The organism is Emticicia sp. 17c (genome assembly GCF_037153985.1).
Classification (GTDB): domain Bacteria; phylum Bacteroidota; class Bacteroidia; order Cytophagales; family Spirosomataceae; genus Emticicia.
Genome location: NZ_JBBAYI010000010.1, coordinates 125,570 through 150,750, shown reverse-complemented (window position 1 = coordinate 150,750; position 25,181 = coordinate 125,570). Strand labels below are relative to the sequence as shown.

The 25,181-nt window shown below is 39.9% G+C and carries 17 protein-coding genes; 10 read left to right on the top strand and 7 right to left on the bottom strand.

The window, feature by feature from the left end:
* Positions 1-38 precede the first annotated feature (38 nt).
* From WAA15_RS18635 to WAA15_RS18615, 5 genes are all read right to left on the bottom strand, one after another.
* Positions 39-3,503: a SusC/RagA family TonB-linked outer membrane protein gene (locus WAA15_RS18635; protein ID WP_337044337.1), complete on the bottom strand. Its 3,465-nt coding sequence runs from the start codon at positions 3,501-3,503 to the stop codon at positions 39-41.
* A gap of 356 nt (positions 3,504-3,859) precedes the next feature.
* Complete coding sequence (locus tag WAA15_RS18630; protein WP_337044336.1) at positions 3,860-4,888, bottom strand: FecR family protein; 1,029 nt, start codon at positions 4,886-4,888, stop codon at positions 3,860-3,862.
* A gap of 296 nt (positions 4,889-5,184) precedes the next feature.
* Positions 5,185-5,766: an RNA polymerase sigma-70 factor gene (locus tag WAA15_RS18625; RefSeq protein WP_337044335.1), complete on the bottom strand. Its 582-nt coding sequence runs from the start codon at positions 5,764-5,766 to the stop codon at positions 5,185-5,187.
* 134 nt (positions 5,767-5,900) lie between these two features.
* Positions 5,901-6,413: a gamma carbonic anhydrase family protein gene (locus WAA15_RS18620; protein ID WP_337044334.1), complete on the bottom strand. Its 513-nt coding sequence runs from the start codon at positions 6,411-6,413 to the stop codon at positions 5,901-5,903.
* A 103-nt stretch (positions 6,414-6,516) separates the two neighbouring features.
* Positions 6,517-7,518 carry a YitT family protein gene (locus tag WAA15_RS18615; RefSeq protein ID WP_337044333.1) on the bottom strand — a complete coding sequence of 334 codons (1,002 nt, stop codon included), beginning with the start codon at positions 7,516-7,518 and terminating at the stop codon, positions 6,517-6,519.
* Between the two features lie 243 nt (positions 7,519-7,761).
* On the opposite strand from WAA15_RS18615, the gene WAA15_RS18610 reads away from it, so the two are divergent.
* The 10 genes from WAA15_RS18610 to WAA15_RS18565 all read left to right on the top strand — a co-directional run bounded on the left by WAA15_RS18610 (position 7,762) and on the right by WAA15_RS18565 (position 21,556).
* Complete coding sequence (locus WAA15_RS18610; RefSeq protein WP_337044332.1) at positions 7,762-8,517, top strand: ThuA domain-containing protein; 756 nt, start codon at positions 7,762-7,764, stop codon at positions 8,515-8,517.
* A 22-nt stretch (positions 8,518-8,539) separates the two neighbouring features.
* On the top strand, positions 8,540-9,877 hold the full coding sequence (locus tag WAA15_RS18605) for a sigma-54-dependent transcriptional regulator (RefSeq protein ID WP_337044331.1): 1,338 nt from the start codon (positions 8,540-8,542) through the stop codon (positions 9,875-9,877).
* 295 nt (positions 9,878-10,172) lie between these two features.
* Positions 10,173-10,250 (top strand): K(+)-transporting ATPase subunit F, encoded by a 78-nt coding sequence (gene kdpF, locus WAA15_RS18600; RefSeq protein ID WP_101726280.1) that lies wholly within the window; start codon positions 10,173-10,175, stop codon positions 10,248-10,250.
* Positions 10,251-10,255: 5 nt separating this feature from the next.
* Entirely contained in the window at positions 10,256-11,983 is a 1,728-nt protein-coding gene (gene kdpA, locus WAA15_RS18595) for a potassium-transporting ATPase subunit KdpA (protein ID WP_337044330.1), read from the top strand.
* 9 nt (positions 11,984-11,992) lie between these two features.
* Entirely contained in the window at positions 11,993-14,035 is a 2,043-nt protein-coding gene (gene kdpB, locus WAA15_RS18590) for a potassium-transporting ATPase subunit KdpB (protein WP_337044329.1), read from the top strand.
* A gap of 4 nt (positions 14,036-14,039) precedes the next feature.
* Positions 14,040-14,603 (top strand): K(+)-transporting ATPase subunit C, encoded by a 564-nt coding sequence (locus WAA15_RS18585; RefSeq protein WP_337044417.1) that lies wholly within the window; start codon positions 14,040-14,042, stop codon positions 14,601-14,603.
* Positions 14,604-14,693: 90 nt separating this feature from the next.
* Entirely contained in the window at positions 14,694-15,749 is a 1,056-nt protein-coding gene (locus tag WAA15_RS18580) for a porin (RefSeq protein WP_337044328.1), read from the top strand.
* 59 nt (positions 15,750-15,808) lie between these two features.
* Positions 15,809-16,942, top strand: a complete 1,134-nt coding sequence (locus tag WAA15_RS18575; RefSeq protein ID WP_337044327.1) for a sensor protein KdpD — start codon at positions 15,809-15,811, stop codon at positions 16,940-16,942.
* Positions 16,943-16,988: 46 nt separating this feature from the next.
* Complete coding sequence (locus WAA15_RS18570) at positions 16,989-18,722, top strand: ATP-binding protein (protein ID WP_337044326.1); 1,734 nt, start codon at positions 16,989-16,991, stop codon at positions 18,720-18,722.
* 122 nt (positions 18,723-18,844) lie between these two features.
* The gene (locus WAA15_RS18565) at positions 18,845-21,556 is read left to right on the top strand and encodes an alpha-L-rhamnosidase (RefSeq protein ID WP_337044325.1); all 2,712 of its coding nucleotides are present in this window, start codon (positions 18,845-18,847) and stop codon (positions 21,554-21,556) included.
* A 177-nt stretch (positions 21,557-21,733) separates the two neighbouring features.
* Here the strand turns inward: WAA15_RS18565 and WAA15_RS18560 are convergent, their stop codons facing one another.
* Both WAA15_RS18560 and WAA15_RS18555 read right to left on the bottom strand, forming a co-directional pair.
* Positions 21,734-23,269 carry a M28 family metallopeptidase gene (locus WAA15_RS18560; protein WP_337044324.1) on the bottom strand — a complete coding sequence of 512 codons (1,536 nt, stop codon included), beginning with the start codon at positions 23,267-23,269 and terminating at the stop codon, positions 21,734-21,736.
* Between the two features lie 302 nt (positions 23,270-23,571).
* Positions 23,572-25,122, bottom strand: coding sequence for a serine hydrolase (locus tag WAA15_RS18555; protein ID WP_337044323.1), 1,551 nt, complete (start codon positions 25,120-25,122; stop codon positions 23,572-23,574).
* Between the last annotated feature and the right edge of the window lie 59 nt (positions 25,123-25,181).

Sequence of the window (25,181 nt, the reverse complement as noted above, 5' to 3'; positions counted from 1 at the left end):
TCAAATACTATTTGGATAGTTCAAGTAATATTTCCTAATTAAAATGAAAGATTTAAACCCACCGATGCCGTAGCAAAAAACGGATAGTCGTTATCGACGTTATCGCGGTTTTCAGGGTCGAACAAGCCTTTAAATTTACCCAGAGCAGACACCGTAAGGAGGTCTTGGCCTGAGAAGAAAAATCTTGCTCTTGAAATATTAATTCTGGATGTCCATTTAACAGGAAGCGTGTAGCCAACCTGAATGTTTTTCAAACGGGCGTAGCTGGCATTTAGTACCCATTTGTCTGACGGCAGATAATTGTGTGTACCACCTACGTAAGGTCTCGGATACAAAGCATCAGGGTTTTCAGGTGTCCAGTAGTCTCTGTGTACCGCTAAAGCCTGTTTCCATGTAACCAGAAGCGGAGCGATATTTTCGGCATTAGGGCGGTAACTACGTTTACCAACACCTTGCACAAAGGCTGAGAAATCGATATTTTTCCATTGGAACCCTAAGGTTACTCCAAACAAATAACGCGGCTGAGTAGTACCTAATAACACCAAGTCGCCATGGTTATCAATATTACCATTACCGATGGTTAATTTGCCGTCGCCGTTCTGGTCAATATATTTTACATCACCTGCTCCAGTGCGATTATCCTGAAATGCCCATGCTTTTACTTCATCAGTGCTAGTAAAATAACCTGCCGTCTGATACCCCCAGATAGTATTAAGCGGGTATCCTTCAATAATGCTGTTTGTGCCTGCACTAATTACTCTGCGGCCCGAGAAGTTGAGAAGTTTATTCTGGTTGTCAGATACGTTTGCTGCTATGTTATAAGAGAAGCTCTGCCCGATATTACCACGGTAACGCGCTTCTAACTCCCAACCCCATGATTTTAGTTCACCATTGTTTTTGCGAGGCGTACCGATACCAATTACGGCCGGCAATTGCTGAGGAGTTAACATATTACGGTTATATTTTACGTAATAGTCGGCACTTACCTGTAATTTATTCTGGAAGAATCCGAAATCAGCACCAAAGTTTGAAGTCTCGATGGTTTCCCATGATAATTGTGCCGACGGAATAGAGCTCTGATAAATGTATGAAGTTCGAGAATCGCCCAATACTAAAGAAGCACTACGGCTTAGCTGATTGAGGTAATCGTAGTATCCTAGCGTATTACCCAATGCACCACCTAAACGCCCCCATGAGGCTCTTAACTTGAATTCTGAAATGAACCTTAACTGATTGGCGAACCACGCTTCACGGTGGATATTCCAACCTGCTGACGCGGAAGGAAATACTTTAACACGGAACCCCGGAGCCAGACGCGAACTTTCGTCGGAACGTAAAGTTCCTTCCAGCAAGTATCTATCATCAAAATTATAATTAACTCTACCAAATATTGATTGATACGCATAGGCATAAATATTCTGGCTATTGCTTTTGGTTTTATCGTCACCCAGATTCAGCGTTGGCAGGTCGTTGCTTACTAGGTTTGAGGCAGCAGTATAGAAAGAAGAGAAACGGAAGGCCTCCCACTGATACCCAGCAAATAAACCTAAATTGTGTTTTCCGGCAAATTGTTTATCATAATTAGCCAGTAATTGCAGATTGGTATTGGTCGTAAGCTCGTTTGTTAAGTTATACGAGTTTACCTGATTCAGATAACTCAGAATTCTGGATTTACCCCACAATGGCACAGTACGGTTAAATACCTCTCTGTCGCCACGGCGGTATTGCGTACCTAATACAGCTCTTAGATTCAAGCCTTTTACGAACTCAGCGGCTTTCAAGGTAAATACTCCATCAAAATAATTACGTCTGTAATCGTTAAAACCACCTGCTTCCATTGAAGCATAAGCCGTGGCGGCCGAACCAGCACCATTGTAGCGGCCTTCTGGCGTAAAGAATGGCGTACGTGTGCGCAAACGATAAATCTGATACAACAAGCCTTGCCCGTTTATACCTGCCGAAGACGTCTCGGTTTTATCGTTGGTATAAGAAAGACGCGAATCTAAAGAAAAAAACTTGGTTAATTGCGCCCCCAGATTAATACGTAAATTGTATCTGTCATAGCTATCAGGCCCTACCTTAAAGACCCCATCTTTTCCATAGTATCCTCCTGAAATCAGGAAGTTGAGTTTGTCGGTACCTCCGCGCATAGTTAAATTATGCGTACGCATCGATGAGTATTTTCTGAGAATCTGGTCTGTTAAAGGAACCTGATTGTAAAAAAGATACGTACTGGTGTCAACCGGATTCACTACGTAAGGGATTCCGTCTTTAATACGTTGAATATCGTCTGCGTTATATTCTGGGCCACTACCCGAATTGGCTCTTGCAAGGTTGGCAAACTCTGCCTCTTCCAATAAAGACATCCTACCCGGCACATTAATAGCCCAGTCGGTGCCTTGTTGTGCCAGATAATCGAAAGTGATTTTTCCGGCTTTACCTTTTTTGGTCGTTACCAGAATAACCCCACCAGCAGCTTGCGCCCCATAAATGGCTGCGGCAGCAGCATCTTTCAATACACTGATACTTTCAACATCGTTAGGGTTCATGGTTTGCAGGGTATTGCTTGGTACAGCTACCCCATCTAACACTACCAGCGGGCTTACTGAGCCATTGGCAGTAGTTGCCCCACGAATCTGAATGCCTATATCTTCGCTACCGGGCTGGCCACTTGTGCGGGTAATAATCAAGCCCGGACTCATGCCCTGCATGGCTGTTGCCAGATTACTCGCCGGACGATTCTCGATAGCAGCCGCATCAATGCTCGATACCGCTCCTGTAAGATTGGCTTTCTTCTGAGTGCCATACCCTACCACTATCACTTCGTCTAATGATTTCATATCAGAACCCAGTACAATATCAATAGTAGTACGGTTGCCAACAGTAACCTCTTGTTTTTCATAGCCCAAAAAACTATATACTAAAACTGATTTATCGTTAGGTACTACAATTGAATACTCACCGTTGGCATCAGTAGTTACACCGCGTGTTGTTCCTTTTATGGTTACGCTTACCCCTGGCAAACCGCCGCCGCCATCTTTATCAGTTACTTTTCCTTTAATGGGTTGGTCTACCACTGCCTCTTTTGCTTCCTTTTCAAGCATTTCAGCAGGCTCAATATTCTCTATCAAGGCTTGTTTATCTTCCCAATTCAGAATAATCTGCCCACCAATAATGCGATAATTCACTTGCATTGGTTTCAATAGAGACTCTAATACTTCAGATAGTTTTTGTCCAGAAACTGTGTAGTTTACTTTTCGGTTGGCATGAATGGCTTTAGAGCTATACACAAATTTTACTTCGGTCTGTTCTTCAATCATTCCCAATACCATACGAAGACTCTGATTTTCGGCTTTTAACGACACCGACTTATTCAAAAACTCTTGTGCTTTTGAATCATAAGCGTACGAAACAGTAACGAAAATCATTGCCAATACAAGCTGAACAGCAGAAATTTTCATAGCAAGTAGCAAGATTTTACTTGTTTGTAATCTTTTTTTCATACATTTGAACAATTTTGTTAGAGGTAAGAATTTGACAAAAGAAGCCCTGATTTTCACGAGCAGCGAAAACATTACTAGGGCATGTAGGGCTGACAATGCTGGTACCATTGTCAGCTTTTTTTTATTATATGGCAAACATCTGTTATTTTTTAATCATATATTTTATATGGGGTTAGCGTTTAATAGAGACTCTGGTATAGGTTATATTTGTTAAGGTTAAATAGATGCTGGTTAATAGAGGAGTATGCCTACCTGTTATTATGTATTTTATACTGCAACAAGTAAACATACTCCCGAGCGAATAGATGGTTAGCTTTATTAAGGTTGAATAGATACTGTTCTGGTTTTGGCATTTCTTACTCACATCCTTTACCTGTAATCAGGATAGTGGTTCCTTTCACTTCATATTTGCCATTAATTGTTGCACATATTATATCCAGTTTGGTATATAAAGGCTGCTGGGTTATATCGGCTGTTAACGGGCACGAACTCAGTTTTTCGCTTTCAAGTTCAATATCAATGCCATAGACCCTTTCTAATTTGCTGATTACGTCTCCGATAGGCGCATCATCAAATTCAAAAGTATCTGGCTGGCTACCAATCGATTTAATCTGTGGCAATGGTTTTTCAACCAAACCGGTAATGAAATGTTTCTCTAGCGCAAAGAAAGTAACCTTATGGTTAGGCGTAAGTACCACACCCGGATTCTGGTTATTTACTTTTTCCTTTTCATAAACTGACACCTTGCCTGTAAGTACTTCTACCTCTACGTTTTGTGTAGCGGCTACGGTGCGTACATAAAAACTGGTTCCAAGCACTTTGGTAACAAGTTTGTCTGTAATAACATAAAATGGTCGTTCAGGATTTTTACTGACTTCAAAAAGGGCTTCGCCCGTTAGTTGTACTTCTCTCTTGTTCGCAGCAAATTGATTGGGATACTGAAGTTGGCTGTGTGGACTTAGTGTTACGGTACTTCCATCTTCCAAATCTATTCTGATAGGCTTAGCGGAAGTATTATCCATGAGATTCATCTCATTTTTAACTTGCTCTGTATTTGCAATTGTTGGCTTACTGTTTTGCATACTGATATACCACCATACGCCCAAACCCATTAAAAGGGTAACCGAAGCAGCAATGCTGATACGATACGAACGCCAGAAACTAAAGCCTGATATTTCTTCGGTATCAGCAGTTTCAAAGGCATCTTTTTCAATTTTTCGCCATAATTTATATTCTAACTCTTGCCATTCGGTTTCTGTATAGTTTTGTCGGGGTTCTTCGTCAATCAGTTCGTACCACTGTTCAACCAGATGTTTTTCTGACTCATTACATTTCCCATCTAAATATTTCTGGAGGAGTTTACCAAATGCTTTACGGCTTTTCATTAAATAGCATATCGTTTCTTTCTATTAACTATGTATGTTATTGCCATAAAAAACCGCAAATAGTTTTGTAAATTCTTTAAATAATACCACAAAAAGCAACTTTTTATAAAAACTTCTTTAAAAAATACAATACGATTTTTTCTAAGTAAAGGGCTTGATTATTAAAAGATGAAAAAGTGGCCGATACCTGTAAGAAAGAGATTTAAGATTGACCTAAGGCAAAAAAATAGAAAGTATGAGATGATAAGCAAACTAAAATATTTTACTTGCTCGAATTATCCGGTGCATATATCATATTATTTATGATAAAAAAAAAGCAGTAACCCCCAAGTAATGAACTCTTTGAGGTGCTCGCGCATAAAACGAAGCGACTGAGAAATATGATACTCAACTGTTCTTTCAGGAATATTCAGGATGGCAACAATTTCTTTGGTAGTTTTTCCTTCTAACCTGTTAAGACGAAAAATATGTTGCGTTTTTTCAGGTAATTGTTCAATAGCTTGTTCAATCGATTGGGTTAAATCGTCGTAAGCAATTTTTTCTTCAAGGCTATTTTCTTCTTCGTAGCTTTCGGTGGTAGTGTAGGTAACGAATTTTTCTTCCAATACCTGTTTTTTGATGTGTGTAATAATCTGATACTTAAGAGCCGTGAAAAGATAAGGCTCCAGCGTCTGTATTTTTTGTGTAGCGCGTCTTTCCCAGAGTGTAACGAAGATATCCTGCACCAGTTCTTCAACTATTTCTTTTGCATAGACTTTACGTTGGGCTTTCTGGAATAATTTACGCCAGTACCGACGATAAATCTCCCCAAAAGCCTCCTTATCTCCCAAACTCATAAGTTTGACTAGTATGTCATCACCTAAACTTGCGTACTCCACACTTTTGAGCTTTTTTGGGCACAAATATAGGTTTAAAAAAACAAAAAACGGTCAAAAATACACCAATTTTAAGGCATATCAACCGTTTTGTATTAGTTTAAGTCAAATTTTGCATAGTTAATCGATTACATAAATTATTCTTTAAACCACTCGGCATACATTACATAATTATTTGCTGTTCGCATAAATACTTCTTCCAGTTCGGGTGTAACTGCCTTTAAAAACTTAGCCGGATTACCCGCATAAATCGAGTTAGGCGGCACCACTGTATTTTGTGTAATAATGGCTCCGGCCGCTATAATTGAGCCTGTGCCTATGACGGCGCCGTCCATGATAATAGCCCCCATACCAATTAATACTTTATCTTCAATAACACAGCCATGTACAATGGCATTGTGTGCAATACTTACATTATTACCAATAATTGTTTTAGTTTTCTGGTAAGTACAATGAATGACGGCACCATCCTGAATATTCACTCTATCACCCATAATAATTGAGTTTACATCGCCACGAATAACTGCGTTGAACCAAACCGTGCAATCTTTCCCCATGGTAACATCGCCAACGATAGTGGCATTCGGAGAAAACCAACAATTTTCGCCCCAAGTCGGGCTTATGCCTTTAACTGGTAAAATAAGAGCCATTTGTAAGAAATTATGTAGTTTTATGCTTATTAAGAAACTTGCACAAAACTACATAACTGTTCTGAAAAAGTAATTGCCTGCTTCGGATTTAGTCTGACAGTATTTAATGTGGAACCGAGCGTTTTTTTATCATTCCACCTTTGGTATCCTTAATACTAGTCATGATTACGAAGGCGTTAGGGTCTATTTTCTCAATTTCAAGGTTGAGTTTACTTACTTCAAGACGAGTAATAACAGTATAAACAATTTTTGTTTCCCCTTCTGTGTAACCTGTTTTTCCAAAACCTCTTTCGCCTTTATAAACGGTTACCCCACGCCCCATTTCTTCAATAATCATTTTCTTGATTTCCATGGGCTTAAGTGAAATAATAGTTACGCCGGTATATTCTTCAATCCCTTCAATGACAAAATCGACAGTTTTAGAGGCAGAAAGATAAGTAAGCATCGAATAAAGGGCTGTCTCGATAGATAACACGTAGGCAGCAACCGAAAATATAATGACGTTTATCACCAGAATTACATCACCAATGGTAAGGCTCATTCTACGGCTAAGTGTGATGGCCAAAACCTCGGTTCCATCAATAACGCCACCGCCTCTCATGGCCATTCCGATACCCAAACCTAAAAAGAAACCACCAAACACTGAGGTAAGTAGTTTATCATGAGTAATTTCGGGGTATGGAATTAATGCTACTGCCAACGAGAGTGCCACAATACCAATGGCTGTTTTAATAGCAAATTCTTTGCCTACAACCGTAAGCCCTATAATAATAAAAGGGATATTGATGAGGATGAGCATTAAAGAAAGTGGATAACCAGTAACGGCTGTAATAAGTAGTGAGATGCCAGTTGCACCCCCATCGATGAAATCGTTTGGCAACAGGAAACCATCCAGACCGAACCCTGCCGACAATACTCCTAGCGAAATCAGGAAGAAGTCTTTAAAAAGTCGTTTTATTGTAACTTTGGCTTCACGTACTTCTTTCGCAAACTTGTACTTAGAACGGTCGTTACTTCTGGTTTCATCATCGACAAAAAAGCTGATAAATAGATTTAGAATAATTTTTGGTAATCGCAGAAAAACATTTTCTTTTTCTTTTCGCATAAGTTTTATCTTTGGTGGTAAAAGCGAAAATACTAATTTTTGGGTACATTTCCGAAGATATACCTATTAATAATTCCTTAAAAATAAGATAACAGTATTTTATCCCCCTTTATAAAATAGTTAATTTTAAAGAAAAAACTATGGGCAATCTGTTAAAATTATGTTGTTTTGTAGCACTTACAGGTGCTTGTTCAATTTATATGCAATGCCGTTTTATGGGCAGGCACTAAATACTATTCTTTCATGAAAACCCCATTTTTATTTTATATTCTGTTTCTGTTTTACCTGAGTGGTCATGCTCAAAACAAATTTAAAGTTTTAGCTCTGGCTGAAAGCGGCGGGCATCATATCCAGTATTCTACCCGAGCCAGTGCGTGGCTCAATCAGTTAGCGGCCGATAGTAGTTTTTCTATTGATTATATACAGAACACCGATGCAATCAGCGAAAACTTTCTGAGCCAGTATCAGCTCTTTATCCAACTCGACTACCCACCTTATGGCTGGAAAGAAAAAGCAGCCAGCGCATTTATTAAGTATATTGAAGAAGGTAAAGGTGGTTGGATTGGTTTCCATCATGCTACTTTACTTGGCGAATTTGACGGTTTCCCGATGTGGCAATGGTTTTCTGGCTTTATGGGAGGCATCAGATATACCAATTACATTGCTACATTTGTGGCCGGAAAAGTAAACGTTGAAGACCGCACCCACCCCATCATGCGTGGCGTGCCAACACCTTTCCTGATAAATAAAGAAGAATGGTATACCTATAATAAAAGTCCACGGGCAAATGTGCATGTGATTGCAAGTGTCGATGAAAACTCTTACACACCTGATACCCCGATAAAAATGGGTGACCACCCTGTAATATGGACTAACGAGAAAGTAAAAGCACGAAATGTATATATATTCATGGGGCATTCGCCAGAGTTATTTGATAACGAAGCCTACAAAACTTTATTCAGGAATGCCATTTTCTGGGCGGCGAAAAAAAAGCCCTGAAGAGTGTTAACCAAACCAGCAAATGAAAACAGTATTAATTATAGATGATGAAGAAAAACTCAGAACGCTACTGGCACGCATTATTCAGTCGGAAGGTTTTGAGGTAATAGAAGCAGGAGATTGCAGGTCTGGTTTAAAAAAATTAGAACAACATGAGATAGATGTGGTACTGTCAGACGTAAAGCTACCTGACGGCAACGGGGTTGATTTATTACCCAAAATAAAATTGGTGCGCCCAATAGTAGAAGTCATTTTACTAACAGCTTATGGAAACATAAACGATGGTGTAAGAGCCATGAAAAACGGTGCTTTTGACTACATCGTGAAAGGCGACGACAACGAAAAAATTATTCCGCTACTACATAGGGCTATTGAGAAAGTACAGTTACAGAAAAAAGTAAAAGACCTCGAAAAACGCGTAGGTGAAAAGTTTTCGTTTGATGCTATTATTGGCAAGTCAAAGGCTATTCAACAGGCAATCGAACTAGCCAAAAAGGTAGCCCCGATTGATACAACAGTTTTGCTGACTGGCGAAACCGGAACGGGTAAAGAAGTTTTTGCACAAGGAATACATCAGGCCAGCCAAAGGGCTGGTAAAACTTTTGTAATGCTCAATTGCAGTACATTTAGTAAAGATATTCTGGAAAGCGAGTTATTCGGGCATAAACAAGGGGCTTTTACGGGGGCTATCAAAGATAAAAAAGGCTTAATTGAGGAAGCCAACGGAGGCACACTACTACTGGACGAAATCGGAGAAATGCCATTGGAGCTTCAAGCCAAATTATTGAGGGTACTCGAAACGAACGAATTTATTAAGTTGGGTGATACCAAACCTACTAAATCAAATTTCAGATTAATAGCAGCTACTAACCGAGACTTAAAGCAGGAGTATGAAGCAAATCATTTCCGCGCTGACTTGTATTTCCGGCTGAATGTTTTTGAAATACATCTGCCACCGCTTCGGGAACGGGTGAAGGATATTGAACTACTGGCCACGCATTTTATGCAACAGTTTTCAGATAAGACAAATAAACGTATCATAAATATTGATGCTGAATGTCTCGAAAAGCTGGAAAACTATACTTGGGTCGGGAATATCCGTGAACTGAAAAATATTATTGAAAGAGCGGTTATTCTGGCTGATAGCAACACGCTTACAGCCGATTTATTACCATTTGATATTCAGCAGCCTAAACCAAACCCTAAAGGTACTTTGTCGGCATTTTCGATGGCAAGTGTCGAAAAACTGCATATCCAGAAAGTACTCAATTATACCAAAGGCAACAAGGCCGAAACCGCCCGATTACTCGAAATTGGCATTGCCACCCTATATAGAAAAATTGAAGAATATGGCTTGTAACTAAGCCATTACCGATAAAACTTTACCTTAAATATTGTTTTTTAGATTTCCTCATTTTGAGAAAAGCCTATCATTTTGATAGGCTTTTTTTATATCTCCTCCCTCTACAATCAATTATAAATTATTCATTTACAGACACTTAACATTATTTCCCAAAAATAGGCATAAACATTGGCATTAGTTGAGCATAACTATTTATTAAACCAATGACAACATTCATTTTAATTACTCTGGGCGGACTCCTTTTCTGGATATGCTACAAGTCAATTCACTTTTTTGAAAAAATCTAAAAATCATGACAGCCTTATTCATTTTATCGATACTGGTTTTCGGATACCTCGTGTATGTATTACTTAAACCTGAAAAATTCTAAATCTTATGAACACCGAAATATCAGGCATAATTGCCATGTTTTTGGCCACGCTTCTGTTGGCTATTCCCTTCGGGAAATACATTGCCCGGGTTTACACAGGTGAAAAAACTTTACTAGACCCTGTTTTCAACCCTATCGAAAAGTTTTTCTATCGTTTCAGCGGTATTGATGCTACCACAGAAATGAACTGGAAACAACACCTGATAGCCTTACTGGGCATCAACGTTGTTTGGTTCTTTCTGAGTATGCTTATCTTAATGAATCAGGGTTGGTTACCCCTTAATCCAGACGGTAATCCATCCATGTCGCCTGATTTGGCATTCAATACGGCTATATCCTTTATGGTGAATTGCAACCTGCAACATTACTCAGGCGAAACCGGAGTTTCGTATCTGACACAGTTAGTGGGGCTTATGTATCTGCATTTTGTTTCGGCTGCTGTGGGTATGGCCGCTTGTGCCGTACTATTTAATGCCATGCGTGAGCGGCAAGCCGAGAGGCTGGGCAACTTTTACAATTATTTCTTAAAAAGCTGTACCCGCATATTGCTGCCGGTGTCTATTGTCATTGCTATTATTCTGGTATGGAACGGCACGCCTATGACCTTTGAAGGCAAAGACAACATTACAACTTTACAGGGCGATTCGATTCAGGTATCAAGAGGGCCCGCCGCTGCTTTTATTGCTATTAAACATCTCGGAACCAACGGTGGTGGTTTTTTTGGTGCCAACTCGGCACACCCGCTCGAAAACCCCAATTACTTCACTAACATGGTAGAGATGGTAGCCCAGATGCTTATTCCGTTTGCTATGATTTTCGCACTTGGTTTTTACCTGAAACGTAAAAAACTTGCATGGTCTATTTTTGGTGTCATGACAGTCGGTTTTCTAGCCCTTACAATTCCTACTATTATTGCCGAAACAAACGGGAATCCGGCTATCAGCCAGATGGGAATAACCCAGACCACTGGTAACATGGAAGGCAAAGAAGTACGTTTTGGCGCAGCCGCTTCTGCCTACTGGAGTATTGCAACCACGGTTATCTCAACTGGTTCGGTTAATAGTATGCACGACAGCAGTATGCCCTTGTCAGGAGCCATGCAATTACTAGCCATGATGATAAACGCCTTTTATGGAGGTTGTGGCGTTGGGATACTCAACTACTACATCTTTATTATATTGGGTGTGTTCATCTCAGGGCTGATGGTTGGCCGCACGCCTGAGTTTCTGGGCAAAAAGGTTGAGGCACGCGAAGTAAAAATTGCAGCTATTATCGCTATTCTTCACCCCTTACTTATTTTAAGCGGAACCGCCATTGCTGCTTACCTGACCGCAAATGATGCCTCTATGGGTTGGTGGTTTAACGGCAAGGCCACAGGCTGGCTTAATAACCCCGGGTATCATGGATTTTCAGAAATGCTCTATGAATACACCTCAAGCGCAGCCAATAATGGTAGTGGATTTGAAGGGCTTGGCGACAATAACCCATTCTGGAATATCAGTACAGGCATTGTACTTCTATTAAGCAGATTTATACCCATTATAGGGCCAATAGCCATTGCCGGATTATTAGCCAGCAAGAAGTATATTCCTGAAAGTGCCGGAACACTACAAACAGACACTCCAACCTTTGGCATTATGACCTTTGCTGTAATAGCTATCATTGCGGCTTTGTCATTTTTTCCGGCGTTGGCTCTTGGGCCTTTCGCCGAACACTTTACTTTATTTAAATAAGCTACTTCCATGAACAGAAATAATCAAATATCATTATTCGACAAAACTTTAGTAAAGGAAGCCATCGGGCAGTCTTTTATTAAACTGAATCCTCGAATCATGTTTCGGAATCCTGTGATGTTTACAGTCGAAATCGGAACATTCATTATGCTCATTGTATGCATTGCTATCTTTTTGGGGGCCAGTAATCAAGGTAGCCTTGCTTATAATATCATTGTATTTTTAATACTCTTTATTACTTTATTATTTGCCAATTTTGCAGAGGCTCTCGCCGAAGCAAGAGGCAAAGCACAAGCCAATAGCCTACGTAAAACGCGCGAAGAGACACCCGCCAAACTGGTTCAGACAGTAGGCGAAATGTACCTGAACGAAATACAGGTTATTCCGTCTTCTTTACTGAAAAAAGGCGATGTTTTTATTTGTGAACCCGGAGATATTATTCCTACCGATGGTGAGATTATTGAAGGACTAGCAACTATTGATGAAAGTGCGATTACTGGTGAGTCGGCTCCTGTGATTCGTGAGGCAGGCGGAGATAAAAGTAGTGTAACCGGAGGCACAAAGGTATTATCAGACAAAATTAAGGTTATTGTAAGCACCCAACCTGGCGAAAGTTTTCTGGATAAAATGATTGCATTGGTAGAGGGAGCCAGCCGACAAAAAACACCCAACGAAATTGCTTTAACTATTCTACTGGCTGCCTTTACATTGATTTTTATCATTGTATGCGTAACGCTAAAACCTTTTGCCGACTACGCACAAACCCCCATTACAATTGCGGCGTTTATTTCTCTCTTTGTCTGCCTGATTCCTACCACCATCGGAGGGTTACTTTCAGCAATTGGTATTGCCGGAATGGACAGAGCCTTGCGTGCAAACGTTATCACGAAGTCAGGCAAAGCCGTAGAAACTGCGGGCGACATTGATGTGTTACTACTTGACAAAACAGGTACTATCACCATCGGTAATCGGAAGGCCACACATTTTTATCCTGTTAAAGGTATTAATGGCCAAACCTTTATCAGAGCGGCTGTATTAAGTTCAATGGCCGACGAAACTCCTGAGGGTAAATCAATTATTGAGTTAGCGGGTGTTAATGCCAACAGTTACCCGATAAGCAAGCCTACTTTTATTAAATTCACGGCCGAAACCCGTAGCTCAGGTATCGACTTTGAAGGCACAAGAATAAGAAAAGGAGCTTTCGATGCAATCAAGAAATTAGTTGAAAATGCCGGAAATATATTTCCGAACGAAACTACTGAAAGAGTAAAAACCATCTCAAGCAACGGGGGAACTCCGCTTGTAGTAGCCGAAAATGAAAAAGTATTGGGTGTAATTGAATTACAGGATATTATTAAAACAGGTATTCAGGAACGTTTCGAGCGTTTACGTAAAATGGGTGTTAAAACCGTAATGGTAACAGGCGACAACCCTCTGACGGCTAAATACATTGCCGACAAAGCCGGCGTTGACGACTTCATTGCAGAAGCTAAACCTGAAGATAAAATGCAGTATATCCGTAAGGAGCAGCAATCGGGCAAACTAGTTGCCATGATGGGCGATGGCACTAATGATGCGCCTGCACTAGCCCAAGCCGATGTAGGAGTAGCCATGAATAGCGGCACTCAGGCAGCAAAAGAAGCAGGTAACATGGTCGATTTAGACAACGACCCTACAAAACTGATTGAAATTGTAGAAATTGGCAAGCAGTTACTCATGACACGCGGCACGTTAACTACTTTTTCTATTGCTAACGATGTAGCCAAATATTTTGCTATTGTACCTGCTTTGTTTATTGCTACAATTCCTGCCTTACAAGGTCTTAATATCATGGGGTTGCATAGTCCTGAAAGTGCTATTTTATCGGCAGTTATTTTTAATGCCATTATTATTCCTTTATTAATTCCGCTGGCTTTAAAAGGCGTTGCCTACAAGCCTATCGGAGCAAGTGCCATTCTTCGTCGTAATTTATTAATTTATGGTTTGGGCGGTATTATTGTACCTTTTATAGGCATCAAAATTATCGACCTTGCTGTTTCACTTTTCATCTAGTAAAATCATGAAAAATCTATTTTCGGCTATCAGACTTACATTGGTAAGTATGGTGCTATTCGCAATAATTTATCCGCTTATTATTACAGGTTTTGCCCAGTTAGTCCCAAATAAAGGCAAAGGCGAAATTATACAGGTAAATGGTAAAACAGTAGGTTATAAGCAATTAGGGCAGTCGTTCACGGCTGATAAATACTTCTGGGGGCGTCCTTCGGCAGTAGCTTATAATGCCGCGGGGTCGGCAGGTAGTAATAAAGCCCCAAGCAACCCCGACTATCTGGCTACTGTACAGGCACGGATTGATTCTTTTCGGGTTCATAATCCTAAAATACCACAATCGGCCATTACTGCCGAAATGGTTACTGCCTCGGGTAGTGGTCTCGACCCTGACATTTCGCCTGCCTCAGCCCGTATTCAGGTAAAACGCATTGCTGAAGCCAGAAGGATTTCAGCAGATAAAATTCTGGCACTCATCAACGCACATACTAAAAAACCAATTCTGGGTTTATTTGGTCCTGAAACCATTAATGTATTAGCCTTAAACGTAGAGCTTGACGAAATGAAGTAGGTACATCCTCTACCAAAGTATTTTTCAAGCCACGGCCTGTTACCATACAAATTATAAGTACAACAAAAAGCCTAGCACAGGCATCACTCAATGAAAAAACTATTTTTAATGGCATTTGCTTGCATAAGTATGCAAGCAAATGCCCAACAAAGCAATCCACTAACATTTTCGGGTTACATAGAAACCTATTACAGTTATGATTTCAGTAATCCGGCCAATCATGAAAAGGCGGCGTTTTTATATAATCATAACCGACATAACGAACTAAACCTGAATCTGGGTTTACTGAAAGCCAGTTATAATACCGATAAAATTCGGGCTAATATTGGCATTATAGCAGGCACTTATGCTCAGTATAACTTGGCAGGCGAACAGGGGCTTCTGAAAAATATTTATGAAGCCAATATTGGGTTTAAAATTTCTAAAAAGAATAATCTCTGGTTTGATGCTGGCATTATGCCTTCTCATATTGGTTTTGAAAGTGCTATTGGCAAAGATGCATGGAATCTGACCAGAAGTTTATTAGCCGAAAACTCGCCTTATTATGAATCAGGAGCCAGATTATCTTACACCTCACGTAACGAGAAATGGTTTCTGGCTGCATTGGTTCTAAATGGCTGGCAACGCATTCAACGAGTACATGGCAACCAGACACCTGCATTTGGCACACAACTTACATTCAAACCTAATTCAGAAATTACCATCAACTGGAGTTCTTATATAGGCAATGAGCAGCCCGACAGCCTACAACGCTGGCGGTATTTCAATAATTTATATACACAGTGGCAGGTTCATAAAAAACTGGGCGTAATAGTTGGTTTCGATTACGGCATCGAACAAAAGGCTTACAAAAGCACTAGCTATAACAAATGGCTCACACCTGTGTTGATTGCGCGTTATGCGGCCAACGACAAACTAGTGGTAGCTGCCCGTGCAGAATATTATCAGGATAAAAACGGGGTTATTATCACTACCGGCACAGTTAATGGGTTTCAGACTTTTGGTTACTCGTTAAATCTTGATTATACTGTGGTGAATAATCTTATATGGCGCATTGAGAGCCGATACCTGCGTAGTAAAGACAAAATATTTGCCGATAAAAACCATAATTCCTATTTAACAAGTGCCTTGTGTTTTAGTTTCTAGTAAATAGTTTGTCAGGGTACTTTGTTAGTATCCTGACAAACCAATAACAAACCAACATCATGTCAGATATTGAGAACAAAGAAGAAAACGTACAACATTTTCTGGATTTAATCAGGAAATCAAGGCAAGGAAAATTTAAAGTCTATATAGGCATGAGCGCAGGTGTAGGCAAAACTTTTCGGATGCTACAAGAAGCACATTCTTTACTTCGGAATGGCATTGATGTAAAAATAGGTTATATTGAAACACATTTCCGAAAAGAAACCCACGACTTACTGGAAGGGCTACCAATAGTACCTCGCCGAAAGATTTTCTACAAGGGCAAAGAACTAGAAGAACTCGACGTGCAGGCCGTTATAAACTTACGTCCTGAAGTTGTGGTCATCGACGAACTGGCACATACCAACATAGAAGGCAGCAAAAACGAGAAACGCTGGCAGGATGTACTCGAAATACTGGAGGCAGGTATAAATGTGATAAGTGCTGTTAATATCCAGCATATTGAAAGCCTTAACGAAGAAATAAAAGAGATTACTGGTATTGAAGTTAAAGAACGTATACCTGACAGTATTCTGAGACTTGCCGACGAAGTGGTAAATATTGACCTCACAGCCGACGAACTCATTACAAGGCTGAAAGAAGGAAAGATTTATACGCCCGATAAAGTACAAATGGCTTTAAATAATTTCTTTAAGCCTGAACAGATATTACAACTCAGAGAATTGGCACTCAAGGAAGTGGCCAGTCAGGTAGAGCGCAAGGTAGAAACCGAAATACCTAAAAGTACGGCTATCAGGCATGAAAAATTTCTGGCATGTATTAGCAGTAATGAAAAAACAGCCAGAAATGTTATCCGAAAAACTGCTCGGTTAGCAAGTTATTATAATAGCAAGTGGTTTGTTTTATATGTACAAACACCCCGAGAAAGCAGCGACAAAATTGCACTCGACAAACAAAGGCATCTTATCAATAACTTTAAATTAGCTACGCAGCTAGGAGCAGAAATTATCAGGGTTGAGAATAACAATATTTCAAAAAGTATCATGGAAGTGGCCGAACAAAGGCAAATTACTACCCTATGTATCGGTAAACCACATCTGAACCTTTTCAATGTCATATTATCAACCAACATATTCAATGAATTACTAAAAAAGCTATCATTTGCTGATATTGATGTAGTAATATTATCCTGAATAGAAAAACAAAAAAGGCCTTAAAAATTTTCTTTAAGCTAATGCAATGAAAATCAGAACAAAATTAACGCTGGGTGTAGGGTTACTCTTTATATTAATTACCTTGCTTACTTACGTAGGAGCAAAATCAATCAATGCCCTGAAAAATGATACAGAGAATATTCTGGTAGCTAATTACAACACCCTTGAGTATTCGCGTAATATGCTCATGGCTCTTGATGAATTAAGTACCGACACCACAGCTATCGAAAAAATCAAGGAAAACCTCAATAAACAGCAAGCAAATATTACCGAAATAGGCGAAAGGGAAGCAACCGAGCAACTCAGGCAGCATTTTTCACAATTGCAACTTAATAATTTTGACAGAACCACACATTTGCTCATCAGAAAGGATATTGCCGAAATTATGCGATTAAATATGGAGGCTATTCAGCGAAAAAGCGATATTGCCAAACAGACTGCGGCTTCTTCAACCATCTGGATAGCCCTCACTGGTACGCTCTGTTTTGTAATAGCTTTTACCCTGCTTATTAATTTGCCAAGTAATATTGCCAATCCTATAAAAAAACTTACCCAAAGTATTAAACAGATTGCAGCCAACGATTACTCGCAACGGGTATATTTTGAAGACCACAGCGAATTCGGAGAACTGGCGCAGTCGTTTAATACAATGGCCGAAAAACTGGAAGAATACAACAACAGTAATTTATCGCAACTGCTATTTGAAAAAAAACGCATTGAAACCCTTATTAATAACATGAACGACCCTGTTATTGGGCTTGATGAAAACAAAAAAATACTTTTTGCTAATAATGAGGCCCTAAAAGTTACAGGATTACAGGCAGCCCAACTGATAGGCCAACAAGCGCAGGATGTTTCGCTCATTAATGATTTAATGCGAGCTTTGGTGAAAGATTTAATTATGCCTCAGGAGAACACTGGCGACGAACGCAAACAGCCTATCAAGATTTTTGCTAATAACAAAGAAAGTTATTTTGACAAAGAAGTGATTGATATTGCCATTGTCCCCACAGGTGAAACTGAAAAGCAACACATCGGCCATGTGATAGTATTAAAAAATATTACGCCTTTTAAAGAACTTGATTTTGCCAAAACAAATTTTATTGCCACTATCTCACACGAACTCAAAACCCCTATTTCATCCATCAAAATGAGTTTACAATTACTCGAAAACCAACAAACTGGCCATATCAATCAGGAACAAAAACAGTTAATTAGCAGCATAAAAGATGATAGCCAACGTTTGTTAAAAATAACCAGCGAGCTACTCAGCCTCTCACAACTTGAAACGGGCAATATTCAATTAAACATTCAGAAAAGTATGCCCTACCAGATTCTTAAATTTGCAATAGAGGCCGTAAAGACACAAGCCGAACAAAAGAAAATTGAATTAATAACTGAAATAGACCCTGATTTGCCTGCCGTAAAAGCCGACACCGAGAAAACCGCTTGGGTACTTATCAATTTTCTGACAAATGCCATCAATTATTCGCCCGAACAAAGCAAGATTACCATTGCTATCAAACAAAATGCTGGAACAGTAAATTTTTCGGTAACTGATCAGGGTAAAGGCATTGAAAAACGTTATAAAGACAAAATATTTGACAAATATTTTCAGGTTCCGGGTAGCGTAAAAACCGGAACAGGGCTTGGGCTGGCTATTAGCAAAGAGTTTATTGATGCCCAGAATGGCATCATAGGTGTTGAAAGTGAAATTGGTATGGGAAGCACCTTTTACTTTCGTTTAGCTAGCATATAAGCATCTGGTTAATTTTCAGGTGATATTTCAGAGGTGAGTTTCAGAGAATTTCCTGTGTAAAAATACTGAATAAAGGTTTACATTCTTTATTTTTACAACCTATACCCTCATTTATCAACCTTATGAAGTATCCTATCAGATTCACCAGCCTGTTTCTTGTTTTAATTATTTCGTCACTCAGTTGTTTTGCCTCCTCACCTATTCAGGCCGACGGCTTAAAGTGTGAATACCTTAAAAATCCGCTGGGTATCGACAACCCTTCTCCACGCTTTACATGGCATATCAATGACAGCAGAAGAGAAGCCAGACAAACGGCTTATCAGTTAATAGTAGGCTCCGACTCATTGCAGGTAGCAAAAGGTATAGCTGACGACTGGAATACAGGTAAAGTTACTTCAGACAATCGTCTGGTTGTTTATAAAGGTAAAGCCCTTCAACCTTTTACTAAATATTTCTGGAAAGTAACCGTATGGGATAAAGACGGCGTTAAAGCTACCCAAGACCCCATAGGCAGTTTTGAAATGGGAATGATGGAAATGAAAAACTGGAAAGGTGCATGGGTAAGCGATAGCCGTGATGTAAACCTGAAACCGGCCCCCTATTTCAGAAAAAGTTTTTCTGCACCTAAAAAAATAAAATCGGCCAGAGCTTATGTGGCTGTTGGAGGGCTCTATGAAATTTACATAAACGGGCAAAAAATAGGCAACCACCGCCTTGACCCCATGTATACACGTTTTGACCGCCGCACGCTCTATGTTACCTATGATGTAACCCATGCCTTGCAAGAAGGCAACAACGCCATAGGCCTATTATTGGGCAATGGCTGGTATAATCATCAGTCAACAGCGGTATGGTTTTTTCATGAAGCTCCATGGCGAAACCGTCCTGCCTTCTGCCTCGATTTACGTATTACCTATGAAGATGGCTCTCAGGAAGTAATAACTAGTGGCAAAGGCTGGAAAACTGCCCTTAGTCCTGTCATATTTAATAGTATTTATACAGCCGAACACCATGACGCGCGACTTGAAAAAGAGGGCTGGAATACGCCTGATTATAATGACAAAGACTGGAAAGATGTTATTTTCAGAACATCGCCTTCGCAAAATATTGTAGCACAAGTCATGGTGCCTGTGAGAAATGTGGAAGAAATACCTGCCCAAAGTCTTAAAAAATTAAATGATACTACCTATTTATTCGATTTAGGCCGTAATATTTCTGGCGTTAGCCGCCTCAGAATTAAAGGAGAAGCGGGTACTGTCGTCAGACTTAAACATGCCGAGCGTTTACAGCCCACTGGCTTTGCCGATATGTCGAACATTGACATTCATTACCGACCAACTGATAACCAAGACCCTTTTCAGGTTGATATTTACACCCTAAGCGGCAAAGGCGAAGAAACTTTCATGCCTCATTTCAACTACAAAGGTTTTCAGTATGTGGAGCTAACCTGTACAAAACCGCTTGAACTGGCAAAAGAAAACCTGACAGGCTTTTTTATGCACAGCGATGTTGAACCTGTTGGGCGAATCAAGACCTCGAACCCTACCATGAATCAGCTCTGGTGGGCTACCAATAACTCTTATTTATCGAACCTTTTTGGCTATCCTACCGACTGCCCCCAACGAGAGAAAAACGGATGGACAGGCGATGCGCATATAGCTAGCGAAACAGGTCTGTATAATTTCGACGGCATAACGGTATATGAAAAATGGTTAGCCGACCACAGAGATGAGCAGCAAGCCAATGGTGTGCTACCATCGATTATTCCGACTAGTGGCTGGGGATATGAGTGGGGTAACGGCCCTGACTGGACAAGTACAATTGCTATTATTCCGTGGAATGTGTACCTGTTTTATGGCGATACCAAGATTCTGGCTGACAACTACGAAAACATGAAACGGTATGTAGATTACATTCAGGGTATTGCACCGGCCTACCTTACTACATGGGGTTTGGGCGATTGGGTACCAGTAAAATCAAAAACACCTGTTGAGTTTACTTCCTCGGTTTATTACTACGTAGATGCTTCAATTGTAGCCAAAACTGCCTTGCTACTTGGAAAAACGTCTGACGCTAAGTATTACACCAATCTGGCTCAAAAAATAAAAGATGCTATCAACCAGAAATATCTCAACAAGGAAAAAGGAATTTATGGCAGCGGTTTACAGACCGAATTAAGTGTACCGCTACAATGGGGTATAGTACCCGATGATATGAAAGCTAAAGTGGCGGGTAATCTTGCGCAAAGAGTACAAAACGATAATAACCATATTGATGTGGGCCTGTTAGGTACTAAAGCCATACTGAATGCCCTCAGTGAAAATGGTTATGCCGATTTAGCTTATACTGTGGCTTCGCAGGAAACTTTCCCTTCGTGGGGTTGGTGGATTAAAAACGGTGCAACAACGCTGTATGAAAACTGGCCAATTGATGCAAAGTCAGATATTTCGATGAACCATATAATGTTTGGGGAGATTGGAGCTTGGCTCTACAAGGCATTAGGAGGAATAAAACCCGATGAAAAACTACCCGGTTTCAAAAATATATTACTGGAACCTCATTTTGTTAAAGACCTGTCAGGTTTTGAGGCTCATCACAATAGCCCTTATGGAACAATTTCATCGGTCTGGAAAAAAAACGAAGACCTCATTACATACAATTTCAGTATTCCTGCCAGCAGCACTGCCACATTACGTTTAAATATTAGCACCAACCAATTGGTATATGAAAATGGCAAAGAAATAAAAGGAACTGTTATCAAACATGATGGCGGTAGTACAAAAACAATCATATTTTTATTAACCGCCGGAAGCTATACTTTTGAAGTGAAGTAAACCTAAGCGTATATTTAAATTTTCAGCAACGGTATCTATTACTTATACCATAGTTCAGACTTAGACCTCATAGATGTTGGAAATTCTGGCAAAAAACAAGTGATAGGAGTATGAGTAGTACATAAAAAAATCCCTGCTGCTAATACCAACAGGGATTTCCGTTTATATGTATGTCAATTATTTTTTTCTTGGCAATTTTTCATCGCGCATGGCTGCATTGTATACAAATGATGCTACAATTGTTGATATCTGTTTCAAATCATCTGGTTGCAGGTGGTCATACGAGTCCATATTTGTATGGTGAGTACGTGTGTTGTATTCAATTTCATCCTGAATAAACTGAAAACCCGGAATACCAACACCAACAAATGCTAGGTGATCGGTACCACCAGTGTTACGGATAGTAACTGTTTTAGCACCTAAATCATGGAAAGGCTCAAACCATTTAGTAAAAATCGGACGACAGGCATCGTTTCCTTGCAAATAAATACCTCTGATTTTGCCAGTACCGTTATCAACATTAAAATAAGCGGCTACTTTGTCGCCTTCGGCGTTACTTTTTTTAGTATTAGGGTCTGTAAAATGGTTTTTAACATAGTTTCTTGAACCATGCAAACCTTCTTCTTCTGCGCTCCATAAAGCAATACGGATTGTTCTGCGTGGTTGTACATTTAAGGCTTTCAGAATTCTGACAGCTTCAAGCATTACGGCAGAACCTGCGGCGTTATCGGTTGCACCGGTAGCACTTTGCCAAGAGTCAAGGTGTGCGCCTAACATCACAACTTCATCTTTCAAGGCAGGGTCGGTTCCTTTAATTTCAGCCAGTACGTTGTACCCTTGTAAATCTTGAGCAAAGAATTTTGTTTTTACATCAATTTCCATTTTCACCGGAATACCTGATTTAGCTAATCTGCAAAGTGAAAGATAATCTTCGGCAGCCAACATAATATCAAGCAAATTCTCAGGGTCTGAAGCCTTATAAGAACCCCCACCCGACACAAACAAGGTACCATCCTTACCTCTGTTGCTCATGCTCAATAAAGCCAATGCTCCTTCTTTTTTCGCCATTTCTTTGGTTTTGGTCGAAAGTAAAGTACTTCTGCGCATAGCTGCCATCATTGATCTGAATGCGGTATCAGGTTGAGAACGGGTTTGAGGTGCATCGTTAGCCATTTTTTCGAGTTCTTCATCGGTATAACGGTTGGCATCAGCCTTGAACGATGGCGTAATTTTATCGTTTTTATATAAGAGAATAATTTTGTCTTTCAGTTTGCCTTTGTAGTTTTCAAGGGCAGTAGTATCAGTCTCATCAATCAAAAAGATTTCCGCTTCTTTCAGTTTGCCTTTGGTGCCGGCTGTCCATGTTTTAGGATAAGCAATCAACGGACGATAATACGGTGCTTTCATGGCAAGATAGCTTTTCTGTAACTCCCAGCCTTTACCAAATTCGCCCCATGCTTCCAGTTTGGCATCTGCTAAGCCCCATTCGGTAAGTTTGCCTTTTGCATAATTGGCTGCACGCATAAAGCCCGGCGAGCCTTGTAATCTTGGACCACTCACATCTGTAAGATTAAAAGCGATGTCCATTACTTTTGAGTTGTTTAAGCCTTCCTGACGGATTTTTTTCACCATTTCGAGGTCAATTTTTTCTTCCTGAGCCAATAGCCCTAGTGAGACGAAGAAGAAGGCAATAACAGGTAGTAATTTTTTCATGAGGAGATGTTTAGTTTGTTTGAATTATTACAATTTGCTTTGGAAGTTTTAAAGGTAGAAATTCATAGACTTCATTCCAAAATATTGAGATTAATTTGCGTTAAGCTGCGATTAACAAGGCTTAAAGGCTGATATGAACGATAAGTCGTTTAAATAACAACCTATTCTTGATATGCCCAATATAGGTGCTTTATAGTAAAAATTGGGACGAAAATAATTTTAATCCCTTTTGCTTGAAGAACAATAATCAAAAACGGGGTTCAATAAACTGAACCCCGCCACAATATTTATTAGCATGAATTTTATCTTGAAAAATCCAAATCCTGAAAATCAAAACTGAAGTCTGTTAGCGGCGAAATAGCTTTCATTTTAAAGCCGGCCCCTTTGCCTTCACTATCAAGGTCAAACATTACATAGGCATCGGCATCAAGGCTACGGTCAACCCATTTCACAATAAACGTATTTCCTTTATACGGAAACATTTCTCCATTCAGCAAATACGAACGTTTAGAAGTAAACCACAACTTACCGTTTTTCATCCCGATTTCTACGTCACCAAACCACTTGTCATGATAAGTACCTGTAAACAGGTTATTATCTAATTTAAGCGCATTCTTTTGTTGTGCTTCAATGTCTTTCCAGATTCCATCAGTAATTTCCTTAGCCTTTGCCAGCCCCTGTAATACCCTATCTTGGTTTTCTTTTACCCTATCAATGCCTTTAATACCCAGATAACTATCTTTAATGGTATTCGTGATAGAAACAAATGCAGCACCCTGTTGCTGATTAGTAAATACAATAATACCTAATTTCAGTTCAGGCAGTAATGTTACCTGTGTTACAATTCCGGCCAGCCCTCCTGTATGAGTAGCCTGCTTATACCCTTTTACATCGCTTAAACCCCACCCTAAGCCATAGCTCGAAAAATGCGTATTGTAAGAATTAGTTCCACGAACCGGAATAATGGTTTGTGGCGTCCACATTTCATCGTGTACGTTTTCGCTGAAAAGTTGTTTTCCGTTCCCATATTTACCGTTATCCATCTGCATAATTATCCATTTACTCATGTCAGTAATGTTACTATAAAGCCCTCCTGCCGAATTAGCCACTTCGCTCCAGTCTCTACGAATCACTTTTACAACACCATCAACAGGTGCGTGTGGGTCTATTACATTCGATTTGTTTTTCAGGCGTTTGAACGAGGCCGCAGTCTGAGTCATGTTTAGAGGTTGCAGAATACGCTGCTCGATAAAGTCTTCCCACTCCATACCCGACGCTCTTTTAATTACTTCTCCAGCAACAATATAAAGTAGGTTATCATAGTCATATTTAGTTCTGAAACTCGAAATAGGCTTCAGGTAACGTAAATTATGGATGATATCTTTTTTTGAAAAATTATTGGAATCAGGCCAGAACATGAGGTCGCCAGCACCCAAACCCAAGCCACTACGATGCGTAAGTAAATCTTTGATTGTAAATTCTTCTGTAACGAAAGGGTCATACATCTTAAACTCAGGTATGAAGTCTCGTACTTTGTCGTCCCACTTTAATTTTTTTTCGTCAACCAACATTCCTAAAGCCGCAGCCGTAAAAGCCTTACTATTGGAAGCAATGCCAAACAGGGTATTCTCGTCAACTTTCTGCTTGGTATTTAGCGAACGCACGCCATATCCTTTGGCATGAATCACTTTTCCGTCTTTCACCACAGCTACGGCAATACCTGGCACATCAAATGTTTTGAGTGTACGCTCAACCAGATTATCAATTTCAGCCGATGTCATTTGTGCCTGAACAGCATTGAAATAGCCGAGAAAGCAAAAAAGGAGTAAGAAGGAGAGTCTAGGCTTCTTCATATTAAATGTTATTTAAAGGTTTTTTGAGAAGTGAATAAATTACCAGCAACGGAGCTGTG

Bases quoted from the DNA above. Each gene is read 5' to 3' on its own strand.
- kdpB (WP_337044329.1), top strand. From the start codon at position 11,993: ATGAACAGAAATAATCAAATATCATTATTCGACAAAACTTTAGTAAAG.
- WAA15_RS18560 (WP_337044324.1), bottom strand. From the start codon at position 23,269: ATGAAAAAATTACTACCTGTTATTGCCTTCTTCTTCGTCTCACTAGGG.
- WAA15_RS18605 (WP_337044331.1), top strand. From the start codon at position 8,540: ATGAAAACAGTATTAATTATAGATGATGAAGAAAAACTCAGAACGCTA.
- WAA15_RS18580 (WP_337044328.1), top strand. From the start codon at position 14,694: ATGAAAAAACTATTTTTAATGGCATTTGCTTGCATAAGTATGCAAGCA.
- WAA15_RS18610 (WP_337044332.1), top strand. From the start codon at position 7,762: ATGAAAACCCCATTTTTATTTTATATTCTGTTTCTGTTTTACCTGAGT.
- WAA15_RS18620 (WP_337044334.1), bottom strand. From the start codon at position 6,413: ATGGCTCTTATTTTACCAGTTAAAGGCATAAGCCCGACTTGGGGCGAA.
- WAA15_RS18630 (WP_337044336.1), bottom strand. From the start codon at position 4,888: ATGAAAAGCCGTAAAGCATTTGGTAAACTCCTCCAGAAATATTTAGAT.
- WAA15_RS18565 (WP_337044325.1), top strand. From the start codon at position 18,845: ATGAAGTATCCTATCAGATTCACCAGCCTGTTTCTTGTTTTAATTATT.
- WAA15_RS18635 (WP_337044337.1), bottom strand. From the start codon at position 3,503: ATGAAAAAAAGATTACAAACAAGTAAAATCTTGCTACTTGCTATGAAA.
- kdpA (WP_337044330.1), top strand. From the start codon at position 10,256: ATGAACACCGAAATATCAGGCATAATTGCCATGTTTTTGGCCACGCTT.
- WAA15_RS18570 (WP_337044326.1), top strand. From the start codon at position 16,989: ATGAAAATCAGAACAAAATTAACGCTGGGTGTAGGGTTACTCTTTATA.
- WAA15_RS18615 (WP_337044333.1), bottom strand. From the start codon at position 7,518: ATGCGAAAAGAAAAAGAAAATGTTTTTCTGCGATTACCAAAAATTATT.
- WAA15_RS18555 (WP_337044323.1), bottom strand. From the start codon at position 25,122: ATGAAGAAGCCTAGACTCTCCTTCTTACTCCTTTTTTGCTTTCTCGGC.
- kdpF (WP_101726280.1), top strand. From the start codon at position 10,173: ATGACAGCCTTATTCATTTTATCGATACTGGTTTTCGGATACCTCGTG.
- WAA15_RS18575 (WP_337044327.1), top strand. From the start codon at position 15,809: ATGTCAGATATTGAGAACAAAGAAGAAAACGTACAACATTTTCTGGAT.